This is a genomic window from Pseudomonas sp. I3-I5 (assembly GCF_022699445.1).
In the GTDB taxonomy this organism is placed as follows: domain Bacteria; phylum Pseudomonadota; class Gammaproteobacteria; order Pseudomonadales; family Pseudomonadaceae; genus Aquipseudomonas; species Aquipseudomonas fulva.
Genome location: NZ_CP093940.1, coordinates 2190057 through 2211501, shown reverse-complemented (window position 1 = coordinate 2211501; position 21445 = coordinate 2190057). Strand labels below are relative to the sequence as shown.

General features: G+C 65.1%; 16 protein-coding genes and 1 riboswitch. Of the genes, 7 read left to right on the top strand and 9 right to left on the bottom strand.

Features of this window, described 5'->3' with window-relative positions; genetic code table 11:
• The first annotated feature begins 9 nt into the window (after window positions 1-9).
• A complete protein-coding gene (locus MOP87_RS09910) occupies window positions 10-1005 on the top strand; it encodes a threonine/serine dehydratase (protein WP_128610493.1) in 996 nt (331 codons plus the stop codon).
• Entirely contained in the window at window positions 1002-1949 is a 948-nt protein-coding gene (locus tag MOP87_RS09905) for an ornithine cyclodeaminase family protein (protein ID WP_125922216.1), read from the top strand. The genes MOP87_RS09910 and MOP87_RS09905 overlap by 4 nt, the downstream gene beginning before the upstream one ends.
• An 11-nt stretch (window positions 1950-1960) precedes the next feature.
• Here MOP87_RS09905 and codA read toward each other — a convergent pair whose 3' ends face one another.
• From codA to MOP87_RS09890, 3 genes are all read right to left on the bottom strand, one after another.
• The gene (gene codA, locus MOP87_RS09900) at window positions 1961-3202 is read right to left on the bottom strand and encodes a cytosine deaminase (protein WP_140174273.1); all 1242 of its coding nucleotides are present in this window, start codon (window positions 3200-3202) and stop codon (window positions 1961-1963) included.
• 139 nt (window positions 3203-3341) lie between these two features.
• On the bottom strand, window positions 3342-4004 hold the full coding sequence (gene tenA / locus MOP87_RS09895; RefSeq protein ID WP_049695966.1) for a thiaminase II: 663 nt from the start codon (window positions 4002-4004) through the stop codon (window positions 3342-3344).
• Window positions 4001-4648: a TenA family protein gene (locus MOP87_RS09890; RefSeq protein WP_242810475.1), complete on the bottom strand. Its 648-nt coding sequence runs from the start codon at window positions 4646-4648 to the stop codon at window positions 4001-4003. Before MOP87_RS09890 ends, tenA begins: the two co-directional genes overlap by 4 nt.
• Before the next feature lie 82 nt (window positions 4649-4730).
• Window positions 4731-4847, bottom strand: a riboswitch (TPP riboswitch).
• 134 nt (window positions 4848-4981) lie between these two features.
• On the opposite strand from MOP87_RS09890, the gene MOP87_RS09885 reads away from it, so the two are divergent.
• Both MOP87_RS09885 and MOP87_RS09880 read left to right on the top strand, forming a co-directional pair.
• A complete protein-coding gene (locus tag MOP87_RS09885) occupies window positions 4982-7069 on the top strand; it encodes an EAL domain-containing protein (RefSeq protein ID WP_028687511.1) in 2088 nt (695 codons plus the stop codon).
• A 62-nt stretch (window positions 7070-7131) separates the two neighbouring features.
• The gene (locus MOP87_RS09880; RefSeq protein WP_132578993.1) at window positions 7132-8118 is read left to right on the top strand and encodes a site-specific integrase; all 987 of its coding nucleotides are present in this window, start codon (window positions 7132-7134) and stop codon (window positions 8116-8118) included.
• 18 nt (window positions 8119-8136) lie between these two features.
• Here the strand turns inward: MOP87_RS09880 and MOP87_RS09875 are convergent, their stop codons facing one another.
• Entirely contained in the window at window positions 8137-9276 is a 1140-nt protein-coding gene (locus tag MOP87_RS09875) for a glycerate kinase (protein ID WP_028687510.1), read from the bottom strand.
• 132 nt (window positions 9277-9408) lie between these two features.
• Window positions 9409-10506, bottom strand: a complete 1098-nt coding sequence (locus tag MOP87_RS09870; protein ID WP_236165828.1) for a sugar diacid recognition domain-containing protein — start codon at window positions 10504-10506, stop codon at window positions 9409-9411.
• Window positions 10507-10667: 161 nt separating this feature from the next.
• Between MOP87_RS09870 and MOP87_RS09865 the strand changes: the two genes are divergently transcribed.
• From MOP87_RS09865 to MOP87_RS09855, 3 genes are all read left to right on the top strand, one after another.
• Window positions 10668-11996, top strand: coding sequence for an MFS transporter (locus tag MOP87_RS09865; protein WP_027915625.1), 1329 nt, complete (start codon window positions 10668-10670; stop codon window positions 11994-11996).
• A 162-nt stretch (window positions 11997-12158) separates the two neighbouring features.
• On the top strand, window positions 12159-13679 hold the full coding sequence (locus tag MOP87_RS09860) for an FAD-dependent oxidoreductase (RefSeq protein WP_242810474.1): 1521 nt from the start codon (window positions 12159-12161) through the stop codon (window positions 13677-13679).
• Window positions 13680-13763: 84 nt separating this feature from the next.
• Window positions 13764-15680, top strand: coding sequence for a sigma-54-dependent Fis family transcriptional regulator (locus MOP87_RS09855; RefSeq protein ID WP_242810473.1), 1917 nt, complete (start codon window positions 13764-13766; stop codon window positions 15678-15680).
• A gap of 43 nt (window positions 15681-15723) precedes the next feature.
• On the opposite strand, the gene aldA is transcribed toward MOP87_RS09855, so the two are convergent.
• The 4 genes from aldA to MOP87_RS09835 all read right to left on the bottom strand — a co-directional run bounded on the left by aldA (window position 15724) and on the right by MOP87_RS09835 (window position 21314).
• Window positions 15724-17157, bottom strand: a complete 1434-nt coding sequence (gene aldA / locus MOP87_RS09850) for an aldehyde dehydrogenase (protein ID WP_088523660.1) — start codon at window positions 17155-17157, stop codon at window positions 15724-15726.
• A gap of 7 nt (window positions 17158-17164) precedes the next feature.
• Window positions 17165-19333, bottom strand: coding sequence for a PQQ-dependent dehydrogenase, methanol/ethanol family (locus tag MOP87_RS09845; protein ID WP_242810472.1), 2169 nt, complete (start codon window positions 19331-19333; stop codon window positions 17165-17167).
• 196 nt (window positions 19334-19529) lie between these two features.
• Window positions 19530-20234, bottom strand: a complete 705-nt coding sequence (locus tag MOP87_RS09840; protein WP_145279917.1) for a TraX family protein — start codon at window positions 20232-20234, stop codon at window positions 19530-19532.
• 6 nt (window positions 20235-20240) lie between these two features.
• Entirely contained in the window at window positions 20241-21314 is a 1074-nt protein-coding gene (locus MOP87_RS09835) for a metal-dependent hydrolase (protein WP_145280074.1), read from the bottom strand.
• Window positions 21315-21445: the final 131 nt, after the last annotated feature.

Sequence of the window (21445 nt, the reverse complement as noted above, 5' to 3'; positions counted from 1 at the left end):
CTGAAACTCATGTCCAACCCTGCAACGCCAACCGTTTGCGAAACTGACCTCGATGCTCTGTTCGAGGCAATCAAGCATGCTCATGCCGCATTGCGGCCAGCCGTGAGCACAACCCCGCTGACGCGCAGCCAGGCTCTATCGGCAACGACTGGCGTGGACGTATGGCTCAAGTGCGAACACCTGCAACCCACAGGTTCCTTCAAGTTTCGCGGGGCCAGCAATAAAGTCAGGCTTTTGCCAGAAAGTGCACGTGAACACGGCGTCATCGCCGCCTCGTCCGGCAACCACGGCCAGGCGCTGGCCCTGGCCGGCAAGACCGCCGGGGTTCCGGTGACCCTCTACACCACCACGACGGCGTCCACCTATAAAGTCGAAGCCATGCGCAACCTCGGCGCTGAAGTGATCTGCCTGCCGACCGACCCCTTGAGCGCGGAACTGGAAGCGGCCAGGCAAGCCCAGGCCAAGGGTGTGCCTTTCGTATCGCCCTATAACGATCTGCAGGTGATCGCCGGCCAGGGCACCATCGGTATGGAGCTGTTCGAGCAGGCGCCGGACCTGGACGCCGTGTTCGTCGCGGTGGGGGGTGGCGGCATGATCGCCGGCATCGGCGCTGCCCTGCGGACCCTGGCACCGGGTGTCGATATCATCGGCTGCTGGCCCGAGAATGATCCAGCCCTCGAACAGTCGCTCAAGGCCGGCAAGATCGTCGAGGTCCCTGCCAGCGCCACGCTGTCCGACGGCACGGCGGGCGGTGTCGAGCCCGGCGCCATCACCCTGCCCCTGTGCAAGGCCTTGCTCACCGACACCGTATTGGTCAGCGAAGCGCAAATACGCGCCGCCATGCGCGACATCGCCAGTAGCGAGCGCTGGATCATCGAAGGCGCGGCAGCTGTCGCCGTGGGCGCCATGAAAAAATGCGCGCACCGATACCAGGGCAAGCGTGTGGCCGTGGTGCTGTGTGGGCGTAACATCGCCTTGGATACCTTCCTCGAGGCCGTGAAATGAAGCTGATCGCCAAGCCCCAGATCCTGGCGAGCCTGGACACCGAGCGAGCACTGAGGGCCATCGAAGAGGGTTTTATCGCCTATTCCGCTGGCAACGTCCAGGTACCGCCCGTGCAAGCATTCACCTTCGCCGAAACCAACGGGGATTGCTGCATCAAGTCAGCCTACAAAGCCGGCAGCCCCACGTTCACTGTCAAAGTGTCCACCGGCTTTTACGACAACCCGTCCAACGGCTTGCCGAGCAACGACGGGCTGATGATGGTCTTTTCGGCCCACACCGGCCAGCCGCTGGCCCTGCTCCAGGACCAAGGCTGGCTCACGGCGATGCGCACAGCACTGGCGGGGCGGATCGCGGCACGGCTGCTCGCGCCGTCTCAGGTCAAGGCCATCGGCATACTGGGCACAGGCATGCAGGCCAGGATGCAATTGGCGCAGTTGCGCAGCGTCACCGACTGCCGCCAGGTGATCGTCTGGGGGCGTCACGCCGAGGCACTAGGCGCTTACATCGCGATGGCGCGAGGACTTGGCTTTACCGTGCGCAGTACACTGGATGCCGCAGAACTGGCCGGCCTTGCCAATCTCATCGTTTGTACCACCCCTTCGCGCCAGCCGCTGTTGCAGGCGCACTGGATACAACCAGGCACTCACATTACCGCTGTGGGTGCGGACGGGCCTGGCAAGCAAGAGCTGGACCCTGCGCTGGTCGCCAGGGCCGACCGCGTGGTCGTCGACTCCGTCACTCAGTGCACCCAGTACGGCGAAGTGTCCCATGCGATCGCAAAAGGCCTGATCACAGCTAGCCAACTGGTCGAACTTGGAACGCTGCTGGCAAGCCGAGCCCATGGCCGGGAGTCTGATGACCAGATCACGTTGGCCGACCTGACCGGCGTGGCCATCCAGGATGCGCAGATCGCCGATTGTGTGCTGGCGGCCATCGGCGCCTGAAAGCGCCGGGTTCAAAATTCGCGCTGTACCTGCGCAGGCCGGCGCCGCATCAGTACCTTTCCATTGCGCACCGACACCAGCGCGTGGCCCTGGCTGCGCACCATCTCGTAGTCGTCCGGAGCCGAGAGCAGCAGCAGGTTCGCAGGGCGACCGGTCTCGATGCCATAGCCCTCACCCAGGTTCAAGGCGCGCGCACTGTTGTCGGTGATCAGGTCCAGGCAGCGCTGCAGGTCCTGATAGCCCAGCATGTGACAAATGTGCAGGCCCGCCTCCAGTACCCGCAGGATATTGCCGTTACCCAAGGGGTACCACGGATCGACGATCGAGTCCTGGCCGAAGCACACGTTCATGCCCGCGCGGTCGAGTTCGGCTACGCGGGTGACCCCGCGACGCTTCGGATAGGTGTCAAAGCGCCCCTGCAGATGAATACTCTCCGTGGGGCATGACACGAAGTTGATGCCTGACAGCTTCAGCAGCCGAAACAGCTTCGAGCAGTAGGCATTGTCGTACGAACCCATGGCCACGGTGTGGCTGGCAGTCACCCTTACCCCCATCTGCCGGACCCGAGCATGTTCGGCCAGTACCTCCAGGAATCGCGACTGCGGGTCGTCGGTCTCGTCGCAGTGCACGTCCACCAGGCAGCCGGTGCGTTCTGCCAAATCCATCAGGAACTGGATCGACGACACACCCTGCTCACGGGTGTTCTCGAAATGGGGAATGCCGCCAACCACATCGGCGCCGATGGCCACCGCCTCGGTCATCAATGCGCGGCCATCAGGGTAGGATTCAATACCCTCCTGAGGAAAGGCAACGATCTGAAGGTCCACGTGATCACGCACTTCATCGCGGACCTCGACCATGGCCTTGAGTGCCACCAGGCCGGGCTCGGTAACGTCCACATGCGTGCGCACATGCTGGATTCCATGATCGACCAGCATGTTTAGGGTGGTCTTGGCCCGGGTCTTGATGTCTTCATGGGTGGTGCTCTGCTTGCGCTGGGCCCAGCGCTCGATCCCCTCGAACAACGTGCCACTCATGTTCCACTCAGGCTGCCCGGCCGTCAGGGTCGCGTCGAGGTGGATGTGGGGCTCGACGAAGGGTGGTACCACCAGGTTCTGGCCGGCATCCAGGTCAGCGCCGGCCACGGGCAGCACGCCCGCGTCCTGCGCGGTGATCGCGCCAATACGCTGGCCCGCCAGCTCGATGCGAAACAGGCCAGGCTTGCCACGCAGCCGTGCATTGATGATGTTCATGCTGTCCTTCCTCGTCCTGGATCGTATTCGAGCGCTGCGGGCCAGTCGCGGCGTTCATCCGCACCCAGCCCTTGTGCACCACAGCTTGCCAGCCAATGGCGCACGGAGCCAGTGGCGATCCAGGCATGGGGCTGCCCCGTCACGCCATGTCCAGACCCATCTGCCAGAAGTCGGCCTCGAGCCGCGAAGCTTGGGCAAAGATCGCGGCCAGTTCGGCAAACCGCTGATCCGTCATGCTGCGGGCCGCCAATGAATCCAGATGGGTGCGTGCAGCTGCTGCGACGGCCTGGTAGCCGGCACCGGCGTATTCGCCGATCCACTCGCGATAGGGGTGCTCGGCCAGGTTGCCGATACGTGCGGCCAGGGACTGCCCGATCTCGGCGTAGCCGATTACACAGGGCGCCAGCGCCACGTGCAGCTCCAGCAAGTCGCCAGCAGCACCGCAGTCCAGTACATACCGCGTGTAGGCCACGGTGGCCGGATGCTCGGGGGCGGCCTCGATGTCAGCCTGGCTCAGGCCCCAGCGTGCGCACAAACGCACGTGCAGGTCGGTTTCGTCGAGAATCGCTGCGAGCCCCGCCTGAGCGGCACGGATATCGGCGGGCCGCCTGCTTTTGTAAGCCGCCAGCGCCCAGGCGCGGGCAAACTGAATGAGGAAGAGATAGTCCTGCACCAGATAGGCCCGAAATGCGGCTTCACTCAACGTACCATCGCCCATCTGCTGCACGAATGCATGGTCCACGTAACTGTGCCACTGCGGTGCAGCGGCCTGCTTGAGCCGATCGAAAATGTCCATGTTCATTGAGCCTCCGGGTAGATGGCGTCGAAGAAGGCCAGCTCCAACGCCAAGGTGCGCTGGTGAAAGTCTTGCGCCACGGCGGCCTGCAGAGGGCCGACGCGATCCAGTTCGGCGTGCAGGAACGCCACGAAAGCCTGGAAATCCGCATTGTCGTGCAGGGTAATCCATTCGGCGTGGATGAAGCGCGGCGGCAGGGGCTTGGGCGCGCGCAGCGCCCAGTCCAGGTAAAGGCCTTCGGCGACGTTCAGCACTGCCAGCGCTGCGGCATACGAGCGGGTGGCGGCCGCTTCGCGCATGATGGCCTTGAAGGCCGCCGTGGGCACCGTGTCCATCGGCGCTTCACGCTGCGCCGGGCTGACACCCAGCGCCTGGAACGCCCGCAGAAAGTAGGTGTTCTCCTCGCTGCTGATCATGCCCGCGAATCGCCCCAGGCGCAGGCGCGCCTCGAAGGTGTCGGCACTGGCAATGGCGGCGCCCAGCAGCATCAGGAAGCTGTCCAGAAAGCGATGATCCTGGACCAGGTAGTCGATCATGATCGGGTCAGGCAGGCTGCCGTCACACAGTTGAGTCACGAAACGATGGCCCGTGGCGGCGGCCCATGTCGCCTCGCTCTGGCGGCGCAGGGTCTGGGTGAAACCTTCGGTCATGGCGCTGTCCTTGGTGGAGGTGGCAGCGAGACCTGGACAATCGTCATGAATGGGGTCTCGCCTTGAGACCGGCAGAAAGGCAGGTGGAATTGCACCCCATCCCTTCGCCGGCATTATCCGGATCAGGTTCGAAGGGTCACCGCGCTGCACCAGGCTCAGCGGTTTCTCAGCCCGTTATCGGGCTCCCCTTGGTAGCGGCAAGGTATACCCGACTAGACCCGCGGCTGTCATCCTTCGTGCAGGCATCGCTACAGGCTATTTGCCATTAGTCATGGTCCTGTCATGTTGCTGTCGTAGTGTCCGGGCCTCATCCAAGGCCGGGAAACACTGCAATTGACACGACGTTCACTCTCGTCGGCGAGCCTGCTCAGGCTGCTGATCCTGCTGCTGTGCGCTGCCTCGTTGGCCTTTCTGTGGGGGGTGCATGTTGCGCAGAAATCCACTGCTCGGCAGGACGCCCTGATCAACCGTGGCAGCGAACATCAGCGGCTGGCCAACCTGCTTGCCGAGAGCGTCAGCCAATTGCTCGACCGTGCCCAAGCAGCTACCGACGGCGCAGCGTGTGCGACCGCCTCCCCGTTCCTCATGCCCTCACCTGAGCAGTCCAAAGCATGCAGCACGTTGGTTGCAGTGCACCTCGCCGCCCAGCCCTTGACGCAATTGCTGCAAGAGGTGGAGTTGGGCGACTCGACCCGCGTGAGTGTGTGGCAGGCCGACGGCACGGAAAGCCTGCGCATCGGCAATCGCGGCTTGGTGCCGATCACTGCTGCCTTACAGCCGCCACTGCCAATCGATGGCCCCCCTGCGGGCGCGCTGACCCAGTATTTGGAGGGTGACGCTTACCAGAGCGTCTTCAGGCGCCGGCCCGAGCATGGCTTTACCCTCATCATCGGCCAGCGCGAGAACGAGATCACCGGGGCCGTCGACGCGGCCTATGCCCGGCAGTTCTGGCTGACCCTTGGCATGACGCTGATGATCCTGGCCAGCCTGGCTTGGACCCTGCGCCTGCTGCGCAAGCGTCAGGACGCCTTCACGGCGCTGGAGCAAGCCCAGCACATCAACCAGCAGCTGATCGGGCGCCTGGAGGATGCACACCGGCGCAGCAGCCATGCCGCCGCCACCGATCATCTCAGCGGCCTGCACAACCGTCGTCAATTCGTCGAAGTGGCAGGTGCTGCGCTGATCCATCAGCGTGGCAGGCGGCAACTGATGGCCATCCTTTTCATCGACATGGACCGCTTCAAGTCCATCAACGATTCGCTAGGCCACAAGGTCGGTGACCTGCTGTTGCAGGCCGTGGCCGGCCGCATCCAGCGCTTGCTCGAACCCGGCGATGAAGCCTCGCGCTTTGGTGGCGATGAGTTTGTCGTGCTGCTCGCAGGCGAGCGCAGCGAGGAGCAGATCGATGCCTGGGTACGCGAACTCGTGCGCAGGCTGTCGGCCACCTATGCCCTGGATGGCCAGGAGGTCAATACCAGTCCCAGTATCGGGGTCAGTATCTGCCCGCGCGATGGCCAGGACATCGACAGCCTGGTGCGCAGCGCCGACGCGGCCATGTATTCGGCCAAACAGGCAGGCCGCGCGCAGTACCGCTACTTCGACCCCTCCCTGAACGTGGCCGACATCCAGGCATTTACCCTGGAGCAAGCTTTTGGCACGGCACTGGCAGGCAGGCAATTCGTCCTGCATTACCAAGCGCAGATCGATCTCGATGACCACCAGGTCGCAGGCTATGAAGCGCTTGTGCGTTGGCAGCATCCGGAGTTCGGCCTGCTCTACCCCGACCGTTTCATCGCCCTGGCCGAACGCAGCGGCTTTATCGTCGAGCTGGGCTGGGAAGTGCTGCGCCTTGCCTGCGAGGCCTTGTCGGCCTGGCAGATGGAAGGTCGACTGGTCCGTCTGGCCGTCAACGTATCTGCCCTGCAGCTGCTTCAGCCTGACTTCGCCGCGCGTCTGCTCAGTCACCTGAGCGACCACGGCATTGCGCCCGAGCACCTGGAACTGGAGATCACCGAAACCACCATCCTCGACCCAGAGGGCCCGGCAATCGAGCATTTGCATCGCCTGCGCCAGGCAGGCATCGGGATCAGCCTGGACGACTTCGGCCGGGGCTATGCAGGCTTTGCCCATCTGCATGCACTGCCCCTGAGCAAGCTGAAGATTGATCGATCCCTGATCGCCTCGCTCTCCAACAGTCCGGACGACAGCCCCATCGTGGCCTCCACCATCATCCTGGCCAAGCGCCTGGGGCTGGTGGTGGTGGCCGAGGGCGTGGAGACCCGCGAGCAGGTCGTGTGCTTGCGCCTGGCGGGGTGCGATGTTGCCCAAGGCTATCATTTCAGTCGGCCCCTGTCCGCCGCGCAACTGCGTGACTACGCGCCCTTCAGAGGTGAGGCGCAGCCCCTCGCCGCGTTGCACTGAAGCCAGGCACTGAATGCAAGCCCCTGGCTAACCCTTGGTGCCAACAGGCCTCAGGGGTTAAGGTGGTACCACTGCACCCACCCGCCGACGCCCGCACCATGACCGATATCGAGCGCTACCTGCGCGCCGCCACGCGTGACAACACCCGCCGCAGCTACCAGGCGGCAGTGGATCATTTCGAAACCCAATGGGGCGGTTTTCTACCGGCCACCGCCGAAAGCATCGCCCGATACCTGGCCGACCACGCCCAGCAGCATGCGGTCAGCACCCTGCGCCAGCGCCTGGCGGCCCTCAGCCAGTGGCACATCAGCCAAGGTTTCCCCGACCCCACCAAAGCGCCGGTGGTGCGCCAGGTACTGCGGGGCATCCGCACGCTTCATCCCACCCCGCCCAGGCAGGCAGCACCCTTGTTGCTGCAACATTTGCAAACGGCCGTGACCTGCTTCGAGCAAGAGGCCCGCCAAGCACAGGCAAGCCACGATGTGGCCGGCCTGCGCCGCGCCCGGCGCGACACGGCATTGCTGCTGATAGGGTTCTGGCGTGGCTTTCGCGGCGATGAACTGGCACGCTTGCGGGTCGAACACATCCAGGCCGAAGCGGGCGTGGGTATCACGCTGTTCGTGCCGCGCAGTAAAGGCGACCGCGAGGCACTGGGCGTACAGCATCGCACCCCTGCCCTCAAGGCACTGTGCCCGGTAACGGCCTACCTGCAATGGGTGCAGGTAGCCGGCATCGCCCACGGCCCCGTGTTCCGCAAGCTCGACCGCTGGGGCAACCTCGGTGACCAACCGCTCAACAGCAACAGCCTGGTGGGCCTGCTGCGGCGCATGTTGACCCGCGCCCAAGTGCCAGCAGCGCTGTATACCGGTCATTCACTGCGTCGCGGCTTTGCCACCTGGGCCAGCGCCAATGGCTGGGAGCTCAAGTCGCTCATGAGCTACGTGGGCTGGAAGGATGCCAAGTCCGCGCTGCGTTACATCGATTCGACGCAACGCTTCGGTGACCTGGCCCTGTTGCCCAGCACACCCCTGCCGGTGCTGGCACCCTGAGCTGCGCCCTTTATTGGCTCAGACGCGCTTGAGGCAGGCCCACAGCCGACCGATGTCGCAGGCGCGGGCTTGAAGCAAGCGGGCGGTGTCGCGGCACGCCTGGTCCAAGGTCATGGGCCCATCCACTAGCGCAAAGGCGGCATCTACGCCATGAGCATACAGCTGCTGGTAGCCCTCGCCGAGCATGCCCGCCAGCACGATCACCGGCACGCCATGACGCTTGGCGACCCGGGCCACCCCCATCGGCGTCTTGCCGCGCAGGGTCTGGGCATCGAAGCGGCCTTCCCCGGTCACCACCAGGTCCGCGTCCCTGACATGAGCTTGCAGGCCCGCCAGTTCGGCCACCACTTCCACACCGGCTCGGAACTGGGCACCCATGAAGGCCTTGGCCGCAAAGCCCATGCCTCCGGCGGCGCCGCAACCTGGGTAATCGCGCACATCCTGGCCCAGCAAGCGGGCGCAGTGGTCGGCGAAGTGACCGAGCGCCTGGTCCAAGGCCTGAACCTGCTGCGCGCTGGCACCCTTCTGCGGCCCGAATATGGCCGATGCGCCTTGTGGGCCGCACAACGGGTTGTCGACATCGGCCGCCACTTCGAACTGCACGTGCGCCAGACGCGGGTCCAGCTGGCTGGCATCGAGCCGCGCCAGGTCACCCAGGGCCAGGCCACCCTCGGCCAGTGGTTGATCGTCTGCATCCAGCAAACGCAGGCCCAAGGCGCGCAGCATGCCACTGCCAGCATCGTTGGTGGCACTGCCGCCGATCGCCAGCACCACGCGCTGCGCGCCAGCGTCGAGCGCCGCGGCAACCAGCTCGCCGGTGCCCCAGGTGCAACTGCGGCAAGCGTCGCGCTGCCCGGTGGGCACCTGTTGCAGGCCACTGGCCTGGGCCATTTCGATGATTGCGGTGCGGCTCTGGGGCAGCCAGCCCCAGCCTGCCTCAACAGCCGTGCCCAACGGGCCGCGCACGGTAAGCCGGCGCAGCTCGCCGTCGCTGGCGGCGAGAATGGCCTGCATCGTGCCTTCGCCACCGTCGGCCATGGGGCACTCGATCAACTGGGCGTCGGGCAACGCTTTGGCCAGGCCAGCGGCGATGGCGCGCGCCACGTCGGCCGCCTCGAGGCTGTCCTTGAACGAGTCAGGCGCGATGACGATCTTCATGATGATTCTCCTGTCCGGGTAGCGGCATGCTGACAGCTGACCAGCAAGGCGGCGTCGGTCAAATGCACAAACCGCCCGACAGATTGTTTGGGCAGATGCCAGCGCCCGGCGGCCCTGCCCAGCCAGTGCGCGCTATCGGGTAGGCAGCAATTGCAGCCCCAGGTACAAACTAAGCAGGCCTTCCAGGCGCATCGGGTCCACCTCGCCCAGCTCGGCGATACGTTCAAGCCTGTAACGCAGGCTGTTGCGGTGAATACCCAGCGCCTCGGCACAGGCCTGGCTCTGACCATCGTGGGCGCACCAGGCGCGCAGCGTGGCCAGCAATTGCCCGCTGCTGTCGCGGGCCTGGATGCGCAGCAACGGCTCGAGCAGTTCGTCAAGCGCCTCATCGTTGCGATGGCGCCAGAGCAAGGCTGGCAGGCGGTAGCGCTGCAAGCTCAGCAGCCGTTCCTGGGGCACCACCTCACGCCCATAGGCCAGCAGGTCGCGCACACGCCGGTAGCCGCGGCGCAGCTGCTCAAGGCCCTGCGCGGCAGTACCCATGGCCAAGCGCTCAACTGCCCAACCGTGCCGCTCTATGCGCTCGACCAGCCGTGCAGGCTCCAGCGCCACGCCTGCCGGGCGACACCACAGCAGCGAGTGGCGCGCTGGGCTGACGCACCAACTGTCCGGGTAACGGCTCATCAGCCAGCTTGCCAGCGCCTCGGCGTCGGGCCCACTGGCCAGCTCGAACAGACAGGGAATGCGCGGTAGTTGCGGCTTGAGCCCCAACTGGCGCGCTTCGTCCAGCAGCCGCGAGGCGTCGCCGGTTCCGCCCAGCAGCAGGGCCAGCAAATCGTCGCAGCGCTGTTTGCGCCACTGCTGGTCAGCCTGCAGGTGACGCTGGGCCAGCAGCATTTCGGCGGTCATGCGCACCAGCTCGGCATACACCCGAACCTGCTGCGGATCACCCGTCAAGCCCAGCACGCCCATCAGCCGGTCGTCGAGCATCAGGGGCAGGTTCACCCCCGGCTGCACGCCCTTGAGGCAGCGTGCCGCTTCCTGGTCAAGCTCCACGATGCGGCCATTGGCAAGCACCAACTGGGCGCCTTCGTGCCGCGTGTTGACGCGCTCTGGTTCGCCGCTGCCCAGGATCAGGCCGTGGCTGTCCATGACGTTGACGTTGCAGGGCAGAATCGCCATGGCACGGTCTACGATATCCTGTGCCAGGTCGTGGTCGAGTTCGAACATTCAACGGTCCTTGAGGGCGTGCGGTTGGGCTCGGGCACAGCAGCAAGGCCCATGGCTTGTGCAAAAGCACAAAGACAGCCACGCCGCCGTCCCCGAGACTCGTTCAAGCGAGCGCCGGAACAGGCGACGCGGTGACAACCATAACAACAGAGAACCCGATCATGGCACACAGCCCCGCCCCTGACCAAGGCACGGACACCACCCGCAATGCGCTGTACCGGCGCATCACCCTGCGGCTGATTCCGTTCATTTTCATCTGCTACCTGTTCAACTACCTCGACCGCGTCAATGTCGGCTTCGCCAAGCTGCAGATGCTCGACGCGCTCAAATTCAGCGAAACCGTCTACGGCCTCGGCGCCGGCATCTTCTTCATCGGCTATGTCCTGTGCGGCCTTCCCAGCAACCTGGCGCTCAACCGCTTCGGCCCACGGCGCTGGATCGCCTTGATGATGATTGCCTGGGGCAGCTTGTCCACCTGCTTGCTGTTCGTGACGACCCCCACCGAGTTCTATGCCCTGCGCCTGCTCACAGGCGCCGCCGAGGCAGGCTTCTTCCCGGGTGTGGTGCTGTACCTTTCGCGCTGGTTCCCCGGTGCGCGACGTGGCCGCATCATGGCGTTGTTCATGTCCGCGATCCCGGTCTCGGGTCTGTTGGGCAGCCCGTTTTCCGGCTGGATCCTCGAACACTTCGCCGCCGGGCAACATGGCCTTGCCGGCTGGCAATGGATGTTCCTGATTCAAGGGCTGCCAACCGTTGCGCTCGGCGTGCTGGCGGTGTTCCTGCTCAGCGATGGCTATCAGAAGGCGACCTGGCTGAGCGATGAGCAGCGCCGGCTGATTGCCGCCGACCTGCAGGCCGATGCCGACAGCAAGCCGCCTACCACCGGCGACAGCGTCCTGGCCGTGCTGGCCAACCCACTGATCTGGACCTTCGGCTTCATCTACTTCTGCATCCAGAGCGGTGTGTACGCCATCAACTTCTGGCTGCCCTCGATCATCAAGAACATGGGCTTCGACAACCCCTTGCTCATTGGCTGGCTGAGCGCCATTCCCTACTTGCTGGCCGGAGTCTTCATGATCCTGTGCGGGCGCTCGGCGGACCTTCGCAACGAGCGCCGCTGGCACTTGGTAGTGCCAATGCTGATGGGCGCCGTGGGCCTGCTGATGGCCGTGAATTTCGCGGCCACCCCGGCGATCGCCATCCTTGGCCTGTCCATCGCCACCATGGGCGCCCTCACTGGCCTACCCATGTTCTGGCCGATGCCCACGGCGTTGCTTAGCGCAGGTGCGGCCGTGGCAGGCCTGGCCCTGATCAACTCGGTGGGCCAGATGGCGGGCTTTCTCAGCCCTTACCTGGTCGGGTTCATCAAGGACCAGACCGGCTCGACCGACGCTGCCCTCTACGCCCTGGCGGCGTTGATCGTGCTGGGTAGCCTGGTGGCCCTGCGCGCCACCCGTACTCGTCTGCCGGCGCCTGCCATAGCCGACTGACGGTCGCGTCAACAGCGCTTCCTTGCATTGGGTCATCCAGACCCGTGCAAGGAAGGCTGATCATCTTGTTCCCTGTACAGCACTCCAGTCGTCAGCTCGACGCAGCCCGTTCGGGTAAATCGGCGTCGAACCGTTCCAGAGGCCCCCTTTGGAGAATTCACCATGACCGAATACGCCGTGGCCCGGCTGGCCGACCTCGATGAACACACCCCTTTGCGCGTGGAAGCCGGTAACGAAGAGCTGATCATCGTGCGTCAGGGTGATCAGGTTCGTGCTTTTCAGGGTAACTGTCCTCATGCAGGAGCGCCGCTGGACGAGGGCCGCGTCTGCGGCGGCTTGCTGATCTGCCCCTGGCACAAGGCCGCGTTCGCCGTGGACGAGGGCGCCGTGTGCGAGCCCCCTGCCCTGACCGACCTGCGCCGCTACAAGGCCTGGGTCAAGGGTGACCAGGTGTGGGTGGACGACCGCCCTTTGCCCAGGGCGCGCCCGCCCCGGCACAGCGATGCGCGGTGTTTCGTGGTGCTGGGAGCCGGTGCGGCAGGCAGCGCCGCTGTGGTCACCTTGCTCCGCCATGGCTTCAATGGCCGCCTGGTGTGGATCGACCAGGAGCGCCAGCCGGCCTACGACCGCACGGCCCTGAGCAAATTCGTGCTCGCAGGCCAAATGGCCCCGGATGAGGTGCCGATGCTGCTGGAGCCTGATGATCTGCGCATCGGTCAACTGGAGCGTCGGCACGCCAAGGTCCGTTCACTCAATGCCCAGAAACGCCAGCTCCTGCTGGCCGACGGCCAACGCATCGACTATGACGCCTGTTTGCTCGCTACGGGCGCCAAGGCGCAGCGCCCGGATATCCCGGGGCGCGACCTGCCTGGGGTCTTCACCTTGCGTTCGCGCGCGGACGCTGCGCAACTGCTCGATGCCGTGGAACCGGGCAAACCGGTTGTGATCGTGGGCGACAGCTTCATCGGCCTGGAAGCAGCCTCGGCGTTAAGCGAATACGGTGCCAAGGTCCACGTGATTGGACGGCATGAAGTTCCGCTGGCCAAGCAACTGGGCGAGCGTATCGGGCGGGCGATCCGTGCCTTGCACGCGCGCAAGGGCGTCACGTTCCATGCCCCGACCCAGGTGACGGCGATCGAAGGCGATGGTCAGGTCGAAGCGGTCATGCTCGGCAGCGGCGAGCGAGTGCACTGCCAAGTGGTGCTACTAGGAACGGGGGTAGCTCCGGCCACGGCTTTTCTCAATGGCGTAGCGCTGGCCGATGACCTTTCCGTGCCGGTCAACGGTGAAATGCAGGTGACCGAAGGCTTGTGGGCTGTGGGTGACATGGCCACCTTCCCCCTCGCCGGCCAACCGGTGCGCATTGAGCACTGGCGGTTGGCGCAGCAGCACGGCGTCATCGCGGCAGCAAACATGCTGGGCGAGCAACGCCGCTACGCCGACGTGCCGTTTTTCTGGACCTATCACCATGGGCAGCGGTTCGAAGTGCTGGGCCACGCCCGACAATGGGACGCCATCACCTTCGTTGGCACGCCGGAGAGCGGTGATTTCATTGCACTGCAATGCCTGGAGGATCAGGTGCAGGCCGTGGTCGCCAAGGGTTACGCCTCAGCCATGATGCAGTTGTCGCAACGCATGAAGCGCCCGCTCACCACCGCCGAGGCACTCGAACTGATCCACTGACAAGGCTTGCCCTGCGCCCGGGCTGGTAGCGCGCCATCAGCTATGGTTATCTTCACCTTCGATAACAATAACTGTGGAGCGCCCATGCCCGCTCATAATCCTGCCTCGGAACTGGCGGCCTTCGTCGACAGTCACTTCGGCCACCGCGGCTTGGTCCCGGAAACGGTGATCGCCGAATCCTGGTACCGCAGCGTCACCCAGCACCGCCTGGACCCGAGCTTGCACCCAACGGACAACATCCTCAGCGCCGCAGAAATCCGCCAGCTGCAAGCCCAGCACCAAACCTACCTGACCCTCGCCAGCCAAGGCGTGAGTGGTTTGGCCCGGCGGGTAGCAGATGCAGGTTTCGCCGTCTTGCTCAGCGATGCGGCAGGGGTCACGCTTGATGCTCGCCTACCTGCCGACACCGGGCGCTTCACAGGTTCCGGGCTGGTGGTGGGGGCGCGCTGGGACGAGTCCATCGCCGGCACGAACGGGATAGGCACCGCGCTGGCCTCGCAACAGGCACTGACCATTCACCGTCAGGAACATTTCCTGGCCAGCAATACCCGGCTCAGTTGCTCGGTCTCACCGATCTTCGACAGCCACAACCACCTGCTCGGTTGCCTGAACGCGACCTGCTTGTATGACGATGGTCCCAAGCAGGCCCAGCACCTGACCCTGCAATTGGTGACGCTGTACGCCCGCCTGATCGAAAACGCACACTTTCGCCAGCGTTACCGCGACTGCCTGACCCTCGCGGTCAAGCCCTGCGACGGCGATGCGGACCTGGTAGCCGAGCAACTGCTGGCACTCGACGAGGGTGGCCGTATCGTCGGTGCCAACCGGGCCGCATTCAGCAACAACCCCCATGCCCTGCTCGGGCTGCGCATCGAGCATGTGTTAAGCGCCGATATCGACCAGCTGCTGGCCCTGACCCAGGGCGGTGCTCGGGGCGCGCAATTGTACGATGCCAGCCAAGTCAAGGGCCTTGAGGTGGGCCTGCGAGTGCCGCGCGCTTATCGCGCTTGTGCCCCGGCCGCACCGGCGGCATCTGCCAACGCGCATCCGACACTCGACCAACTGGCAGGCGGCGACCCCCAGCTGCAGCACGCCGTGACGCGCCTGCGCAAGGTGCTGGACAAGGACATCGCGCTGCTGCTCAGCGGTGAAACCGGCACGGGCAAGGAAGCGTTCGCTCGCGCCCTGCACCAGGCAAGCGCCCGAAGCGCCCGGCCTTTCGTGGCGCTCAATTGCGCCGCCATTCCAGAAGCGCTGATCGAAAGCGAGCTATTCGGCTACCGGGCCGGCAGCTTCACCGGGGCAGACCGCAAGGGCATGAAAGGCAAGCTGGAACAGGCCAATGGCGGCACGCTGTTTCTCGATGAAATAGGCGACATGCCTGCCGATCTGCAAACCCGCCTGCTACGGGTACTGGCGGAACGGGAGCTGGTTGCGCTGGGGGCGACCACGCCGGTAAGGCTGGATATTCAGGTGATATCGGCGACGCATCAGGACCTGGTTGCCAGGATCGCCACCCACCAGTTCCGAGAGGACCTCTACTACCGACTCTGCGGCATGCGTATCACCCTGCCGGCGCTGCGCGAACGCAGTGATCGGGCGCAGGTGATCGAGGGTGTTCTAGCACGCTTGGCGCCGGGGCTGCACCTCTCGGCCCAAGCACGCGCCGCGCTGCTGGCCTATCCTTGGCCGGGCAATATTCGCCAACTGCTCAATGCCCTGCGCCAGGGCGCTGCCCTGGCCGAAGACGGGTGCATCGAGCTGGCCGACCTGCCCGCCGAGTTGCAGCAAGCGCAGGTCGAACCAGGCAGGACGATCTGCGCAGCGCCGCGCCTTGGGCAGCAGGTGGAAGAGGCCGAGGCCGACCACCTGCTGGCGCTGTTGCGGCGCAACCAGTGGAACATGAGTGCCGCCGCCCAGGCCGCTGGCATCTCGCGGTCCACGCTGTACCGCAAGATCAAGCGCCATGGCATCGTGCAACCGAATCGCCAGGGCAACTGAGCCCAGTGCCCCGCCACGCCGGGGCACTGGCCACGGCTGGGCTTCAACCCTGGATGTAGACCACCTGCGTGCGCGTGTACTCGTAGAGCCCGTGCTTACCGTCCGCCCCACCAATGCCCGACTTGCGGGCCCCGGCGTGGAAGCCTTGCATGGCCTCGAAGTTTTCGCGGTTGATGTAGGTCTCGCCGAAGTCGATTTCCCGGCACGCCTTGAGCGCGGCGTTCAGATCGCGGGTGTAGAGTGACGAGGTCAGCCCGTACTCGCTGTCGTTGGCCAAGGCAATGGCTTCGTCCAGGTCCTCCACCACCTGAATTGGCAACACCGGCCCGAAGATTTCCTTGCGCATGATCTCCATGTCGGCCGTGCAGCCTGCCAGCACGGTGGGCTGATAGTGAAAACCGCTGCCAAGGTCAGCCACCTGCCCGCCCGTGACCACCTGCGCGCCTTGGGTCTGGGCAGTGCGCACCATCTGCGCCACCTTGTCCAGGCCGGCCCGGTTGATCAACGGTCCCATGTGCAGGTCCTGCTGCGTCGATGGGTCGCCATAGCGTGTGGCGGCCATCGCCTGGGCCACCTGATCGATGAACCGATCGGCCACCTGGCGCGCCACATAAACACGCTCTGCGCAGTTGCACACCTGTCCGGTGTTGATCACCCGCGAGGCGACGATCGCGTTGACTGCCAGGTCCAGGTCGGCATCGGCCAACACGATGGCAGGCGCCTTGCCGCCCAGCTCCAGGTTCAGCTTGGTGATGTTCGGCGCCGCCGCTGCCATGATCCGCGCACCGGTCGCCACGCTGCCGGTGAAACTGACCATGTCCACGCCCGGGTGACTGGACAGGCCGTGGCCCACGGCGGCGCCTGTGCCGCCGACCACGTTGAACACCCCGGGTGGCAGGCCGGTCTCGGCCACCAGGCGGGCGAACGCGTAGCAGTTGATCGGGGTTTCCTCACTCGGCTTGACCACAATGGTGTTGCCGGTAATGAGCGCCGGCGCCATCTTGCGGGCGATCAGGAAAAAGGGGAAGTTCCACGGCAGGATGCCTGCCACCACGCCCACGGGCTTGCGCATGAGAAACACGTGCTCGGCCTGACGGTCGCTGGTCAACACCTCGCCTTCCAGGCGTCGCGCCCATTCAGCCATGTAGTCCAGGTAATCGGCCGTGAAGCCGACTTCCACCTGGGCCAGGGCCGGCACCTTGCCGCCTTCCAGGGTGATGGTCCGGGCCAGCTGATCGGCATTGGCCCGTATCCGGTTGGCGATGGCGCGCAGGTAGCCCGCGCGTTCCTGCGCAGGCCGGGCTGCCCAGGCGCGCTGAGCCCGGCGTGCCGCGCTCACGGCCTGGTCGACCTGGGCCTGCGAAGACTCCGGCACGCGACCGAGCAACTGGCCATTGGCCGGGTTATGAACCTCGAGCAGGGCTTCACCGGGTTCGAACCGGTTGTCGATGAAGTTCTGGTAGACCGAATCGTTCATGGGCATTTCACTCCTGTGGGGCATTGTCAGCCAGCGATGAAGGGGTTGCCGGACGGGCGCTGAACCGCTTCCAGACCTCGCCTTCCTCCTGCAAATCGTGAGCACGCTTGATCAGGTATTGATGGACCTGCTCGACTTGCTCAGGGTTGAGGTTGTCGGCAAACGAGGGCATGCCATCGGGCACCCTGCCGCCGTAGAGAATCCCGAGGAACATCTGGTGCTTGTCGGCGCCCAGCTTGCGCAGGTCGGGCAAGACCCCGCCGCTGACGGCATGGATGCCATGGCACTGGGAGCAGTTGCCGTCGTACAGCGCAGCGCCTGCAGCGACCGTCTCGGCATTGGCCGTCAAAGGTGGCGGCTTGGGCGCATCGGCAGGCGGGGCCGGCTCGCGCAGCTTGGCCGAGCCGCCCAGCTTGTAGGTCAGCACCTGTGCATAGGGCTGCACGCCTGCACGCAAAGAGAGTGCGCCAGCGAACGTGGAAAATGCGCCGCCCCAGCCAGCCATGAACGTGACGTATTGCTCGCCGTCGACGGCATAGGTGATCGGTGCGGCCATCACGCCGCTGGCCGCAGGCGCTTCCCACAGCTTCTTGCCGGTTTCGGCGGCATAAGCAATGACCCGGCCGTCGGCGCTGCCTTCGAACACCAGGTTGCCGGCCGTGCTCAAGGTGCCACCATTGAAGATCGTGATGTACGGCACTTCCCAGGCAGGCGCCTGCTTGACCGGGTCCCAGGCAATCAGTTTGCCTGACCAGGTCTTGGCCATGTCCAGCAGCCCTTCGGCGCCTTCGGGCATCATGCCGGTACGCAGCCCCAACTGGTAGACGCTCTTGAACGGGTTGCGCTTGGGCGCTTCTGGCACGTGTTCATAGTAGGCCGACATGATGTGGGCCGGGATGTACACCAGCCCCGTCTGCGGGTTGTACGACATCGGGTGCCAGTCGTGTGCCCCCCAGAACGCCGGGGTCACCAGCTTGCGCTTGCCGTCCTTCCAGTAGGCCGCTGCCTCGTCGTCGACGATGGGCCGGCCGGTCTTCATGTCGATGCCTTTGGCCCAGTTCACCGGCACGATGTTCTTGGCCGACAGCAACTCGCCGGTTTCCCGGTCCAGCACGTAGAAGAAGCCATTCTTGGGCGCTTGCATCAGCACCTTGCGCGGCTTGCCGTCGATGGGCAGCTCGGCCAGGATCATGTGCTGGGTGGCCGTGAAGTCCCAGGCGTCGCCGGGCGTGGTCTGGTAGTGCCAGGCGTACTCGCCGGTATCGGCGTTCACCGCCACGATCGAGGACAGGAACAAGTTGTCGCCCTTGGCCTGGCTGCGCCATTTGGGGTCCCACATCGCGCCGTTGCCCACGCCGATGTACAGCAGGTTCAGCTGCGGATCGTAGGCAAAGGAATCCCAGGCGGTGCCGCCGCCGCCCCACTCGACATAGGCATCCCCGTGCCAGGTCTTGCTGGCGATCTGCATGGCTTTATCCTCAGGCGGCAGCTTCGGATCGCCCGGTACGGTGTAGAACCGCCATGCCTGGCGCCCGGTCTCGGCATCGTAGGCGGTGACGTAGCCACGTACGCCGAATTCGGCGCCGCCATTGCCAATCACCACCTTGCCGTTGACCACCCGCGGCGCACCGGTGATGGTGTAGCTGCGCTTGGTATCGGCGCGGGTATCGACCGACCAGACCCGCTTGCCGGTCTTGGCATCGATGGCCTCCAGGCGACCGTCCAGCACACCCACATAGACCTTGCCCTGCCACACCGCCACGCCCCTGTTGACCGCATCGCAGCAGGCTTCGCCGGCACGGTTGCGGTCGGACTGCGGATCGTACTTCCACAGCAGCTGGCCGTTGCGCGCATCCAGCGCGTACACCACCGAGAACGGCCCCGTGGTGTACATCACCCCATCGACCACGATGGGGGTCGCCTCCACGCCGCGGTCCAGGTCGAGCTTGTAGCTCCACGCCAGCCCCAGCTGGCCCACGTTGCTCTGGTCGATAGTCTTGAGGGGGCTGAAGCGTTGCTCGTCGTACGTGCGGCCATGGCTCATCCAGTTGCCGGGCTCTTTGTCCGCATCAATGATGCGTTGCCCATCGACACCGGCGGCGAAGGCCAGGGGTGTCCAGCTGAGAGCCAGGGCCAAGCAGCCGCGTGCAAGGCGTTGGGGGCCTGATCGATTCATGCACTGTTCTCCGTTCTTGTTATGGCGACGCTGCGACGAGCGTCAGTCCAAACAAGAGCAACGGCTGTGCCAAACGGCCGGCTGACGGCCGCAGATACCGCAGTAGAGCCTTCGAGCCGTCAGTGGGGAGGGGCTGGATACGGGCAAATGCTCGACACAGTTGCGTCAACCCTGGGTCAACCGTGGCACAGGTGTGTCACAGCCCAAGCGTGCTCAAGGCTTTGATCAGCAAAAGGTGTAGCGGGTAAAAACCATAGGCCCAGCGACCCACAGCTGGCACGCGATGCCATCGGCAGTGCAACAGGCCGTTGCCGACCGCAATGGCCACGGCGGCAACCGCCAGGGTGACCCAGGTGAAGTGGGCGCCCAGGTGCGTCATCAACCAGCTGTTGGTCAAGTTGCCGGCCACCGCCAGCACGCACGGCACAAGCCACATTGCGCCCCCACAGCGGTAGGCAAGTACGCAGGCGGCGGGCAGCAGTACCCCTGGCAGGCCGTACATCAGGCACGGGCTGCCAGCCCAAGCCGCGCCCAGCGCGACCAACCCCAGCAGCCGCGCGGCTGCCTGGGTATGCTGCACGCTCCAGGCCACCAGCAGGCCCAACAACAGCGTCGGCATTACGCTGAACGTGGTCGAACCGCTGTCCAGCCAGCGGTAGGCAGGCTCGGACAGCACGGTGAACAGCAGCATCAGCCCCAGATACCGCCCATGGTGGCGATCGAGCGGCGTGTCAGGCTCGCGCCGCACCACGTTCATGGCCATGGCCAGGCAAAAGAGCGGAAACGCCAGTCGGCCAACCACGAACAGGCCGTGGGCCTGCGGCCAGACGAAGCGTAGGTGGTCGGCGAGCATCGCCAGCATTGCCAGCCATTTGACCAGGTCCAGCCCGGCTGAGCGCACTGGGCGCTACTCCCCCTGCCCTTGCCCAGGCGCTGCAATGCGCGCGGTCCAGGCGGCCAAGGGTAGCGGGGGCTGCTGGAAGACGATGCGGCGCCAGATCAACCCCAGCGCCTGCCCGTCGAACAGGTCGCGCGGGCCGCTGGCTGTGTGCACGGCCGGTTGCTGCACCTGCCAGCGGCCCTGCTCGCCCTGCCGGGCCATGTCGAAGCGGAACGTGTAGTTGCCCGGCGTACCCATGCGCAGGTCGGTCACCACCAGCCGGTCGCCGACCTGGTCGTAGCGCAGCCAGTCGTCGGTGAACCAGCGCAGCCGCTGGTGCAGCGGATCGTTTGCCAGCACCTGGGCCAGAGGCAGGTTGCGGTTCAGGCGCAGCATCTCCGGCGACTCGCGGTCCAACAGGCTACTGACCCCTTCGTAATAGACGCCGTCCGGCGCCTTGGCCAATACCCGCCAGACCAGACTGTTGAACGCCATGGGCACTGCCCGTACCTCGTTCACGGTCACGCCCTTGGCATCGAGCGCGGCCTGGAAACGGTGTTCGGCCAGGGTACGGCTGGCCAGGCCTAAGCCCAGGTAAGCGGTGCTCAAGCCCAGCGCAACGGCCATGAACCGTACCGCCCGGGCGTGGGTGCCGCGCACGGCGGCGTACGCCACCGCCACCAGCAGCGGCACGGTATACACCGGATCGATGATGAACACGGCCGCCCAGCTTTGCGGGGTCACGTGCAAGGGCCACAGCAACTGGGTGCCGTACACGGTGAACGCGTCGAGCACGGGGTGGGTCACCAACACCAGCCAGAATGTCAGGAACAACCGGGGCAGCGTGTAGCCTTTGTCCGTCCAGGTCCTGTTCACCAGCCACGCCAGAAGCGCTGCCAGCGCGGTCAGCACGAACACTGAATGGGAAAAGCCGCGGTGGTAGGTCATCTGCGAGACCGGGTCGGCATAACGGATGATCACGTCCAAGTCCGGCAGTGTGGCCAACGCAGCGCCGTAGACCAGGGCCCTACGGCCCTGAATGCGCCCCAACAGTGTGCCTTGCAACGCAGCGCCAAGAACAGCTTGGGTTATCGAGTCCAAATCAAAGCCTTCGTCAGGAGGGTGTTGGGCCACGCTACCTGCTTGCGGGGCGCTTGCGCAATCGGCGGACGGTGCGCAGGCCCGCGCTGGAAACAGCTTGCAAAAAAGCTGGTCCGCCGGCTGGTAATATT

Coding starts and splice junctions, on each gene's coding strand:
- MOP87_RS09910 (WP_128610493.1), top strand. CDS start 10: ATGTCCAACCCTGCAACGCCAACCGTTTGCGAAACTGACCTCGATGCT.
- MOP87_RS09905 (WP_125922216.1), top strand. CDS start 1,002: ATGAAGCTGATCGCCAAGCCCCAGATCCTGGCGAGCCTGGACACCGAG.
- codA (WP_140174273.1), bottom strand. CDS start 3,202: ATGAACATCATCAATGCACGGCTGCGTGGCAAGCCTGGCCTGTTTCGC.
- tenA (WP_049695966.1), bottom strand. CDS start 4,004: ATGAACATGGACATTTTCGATCGGCTCAAGCAGGCCGCTGCACCGCAG.
- MOP87_RS09890 (WP_242810475.1), bottom strand. CDS start 4,648: ATGACCGAAGGTTTCACCCAGACCCTGCGCCGCCAGAGCGAGGCGACA.
- MOP87_RS09875 (WP_028687510.1), bottom strand. CDS start 9,276: ATGAAGATCGTCATCGCGCCTGACTCGTTCAAGGACAGCCTCGAGGCG.
- MOP87_RS09870 (WP_236165828.1), bottom strand. CDS start 10,506: ATGTTCGAACTCGACCACGACCTGGCACAGGATATCGTAGACCGTGCC.
- MOP87_RS09865 (WP_027915625.1), top strand. CDS start 10,668: ATGGCACACAGCCCCGCCCCTGACCAAGGCACGGACACCACCCGCAAT.
- MOP87_RS09860 (WP_242810474.1), top strand. CDS start 12,159: ATGACCGAATACGCCGTGGCCCGGCTGGCCGACCTCGATGAACACACC.
- MOP87_RS09855 (WP_242810473.1), top strand. CDS start 13,764: ATGCCCGCTCATAATCCTGCCTCGGAACTGGCGGCCTTCGTCGACAGT.
- aldA (WP_088523660.1), bottom strand. CDS start 17,157: ATGAACGATTCGGTCTACCAGAACTTCATCGACAACCGGTTCGAACCC.
- MOP87_RS09845 (WP_242810472.1), bottom strand. CDS start 19,333: ATGAATCGATCAGGCCCCCAACGCCTTGCACGCGGCTGCTTGGCCCTG.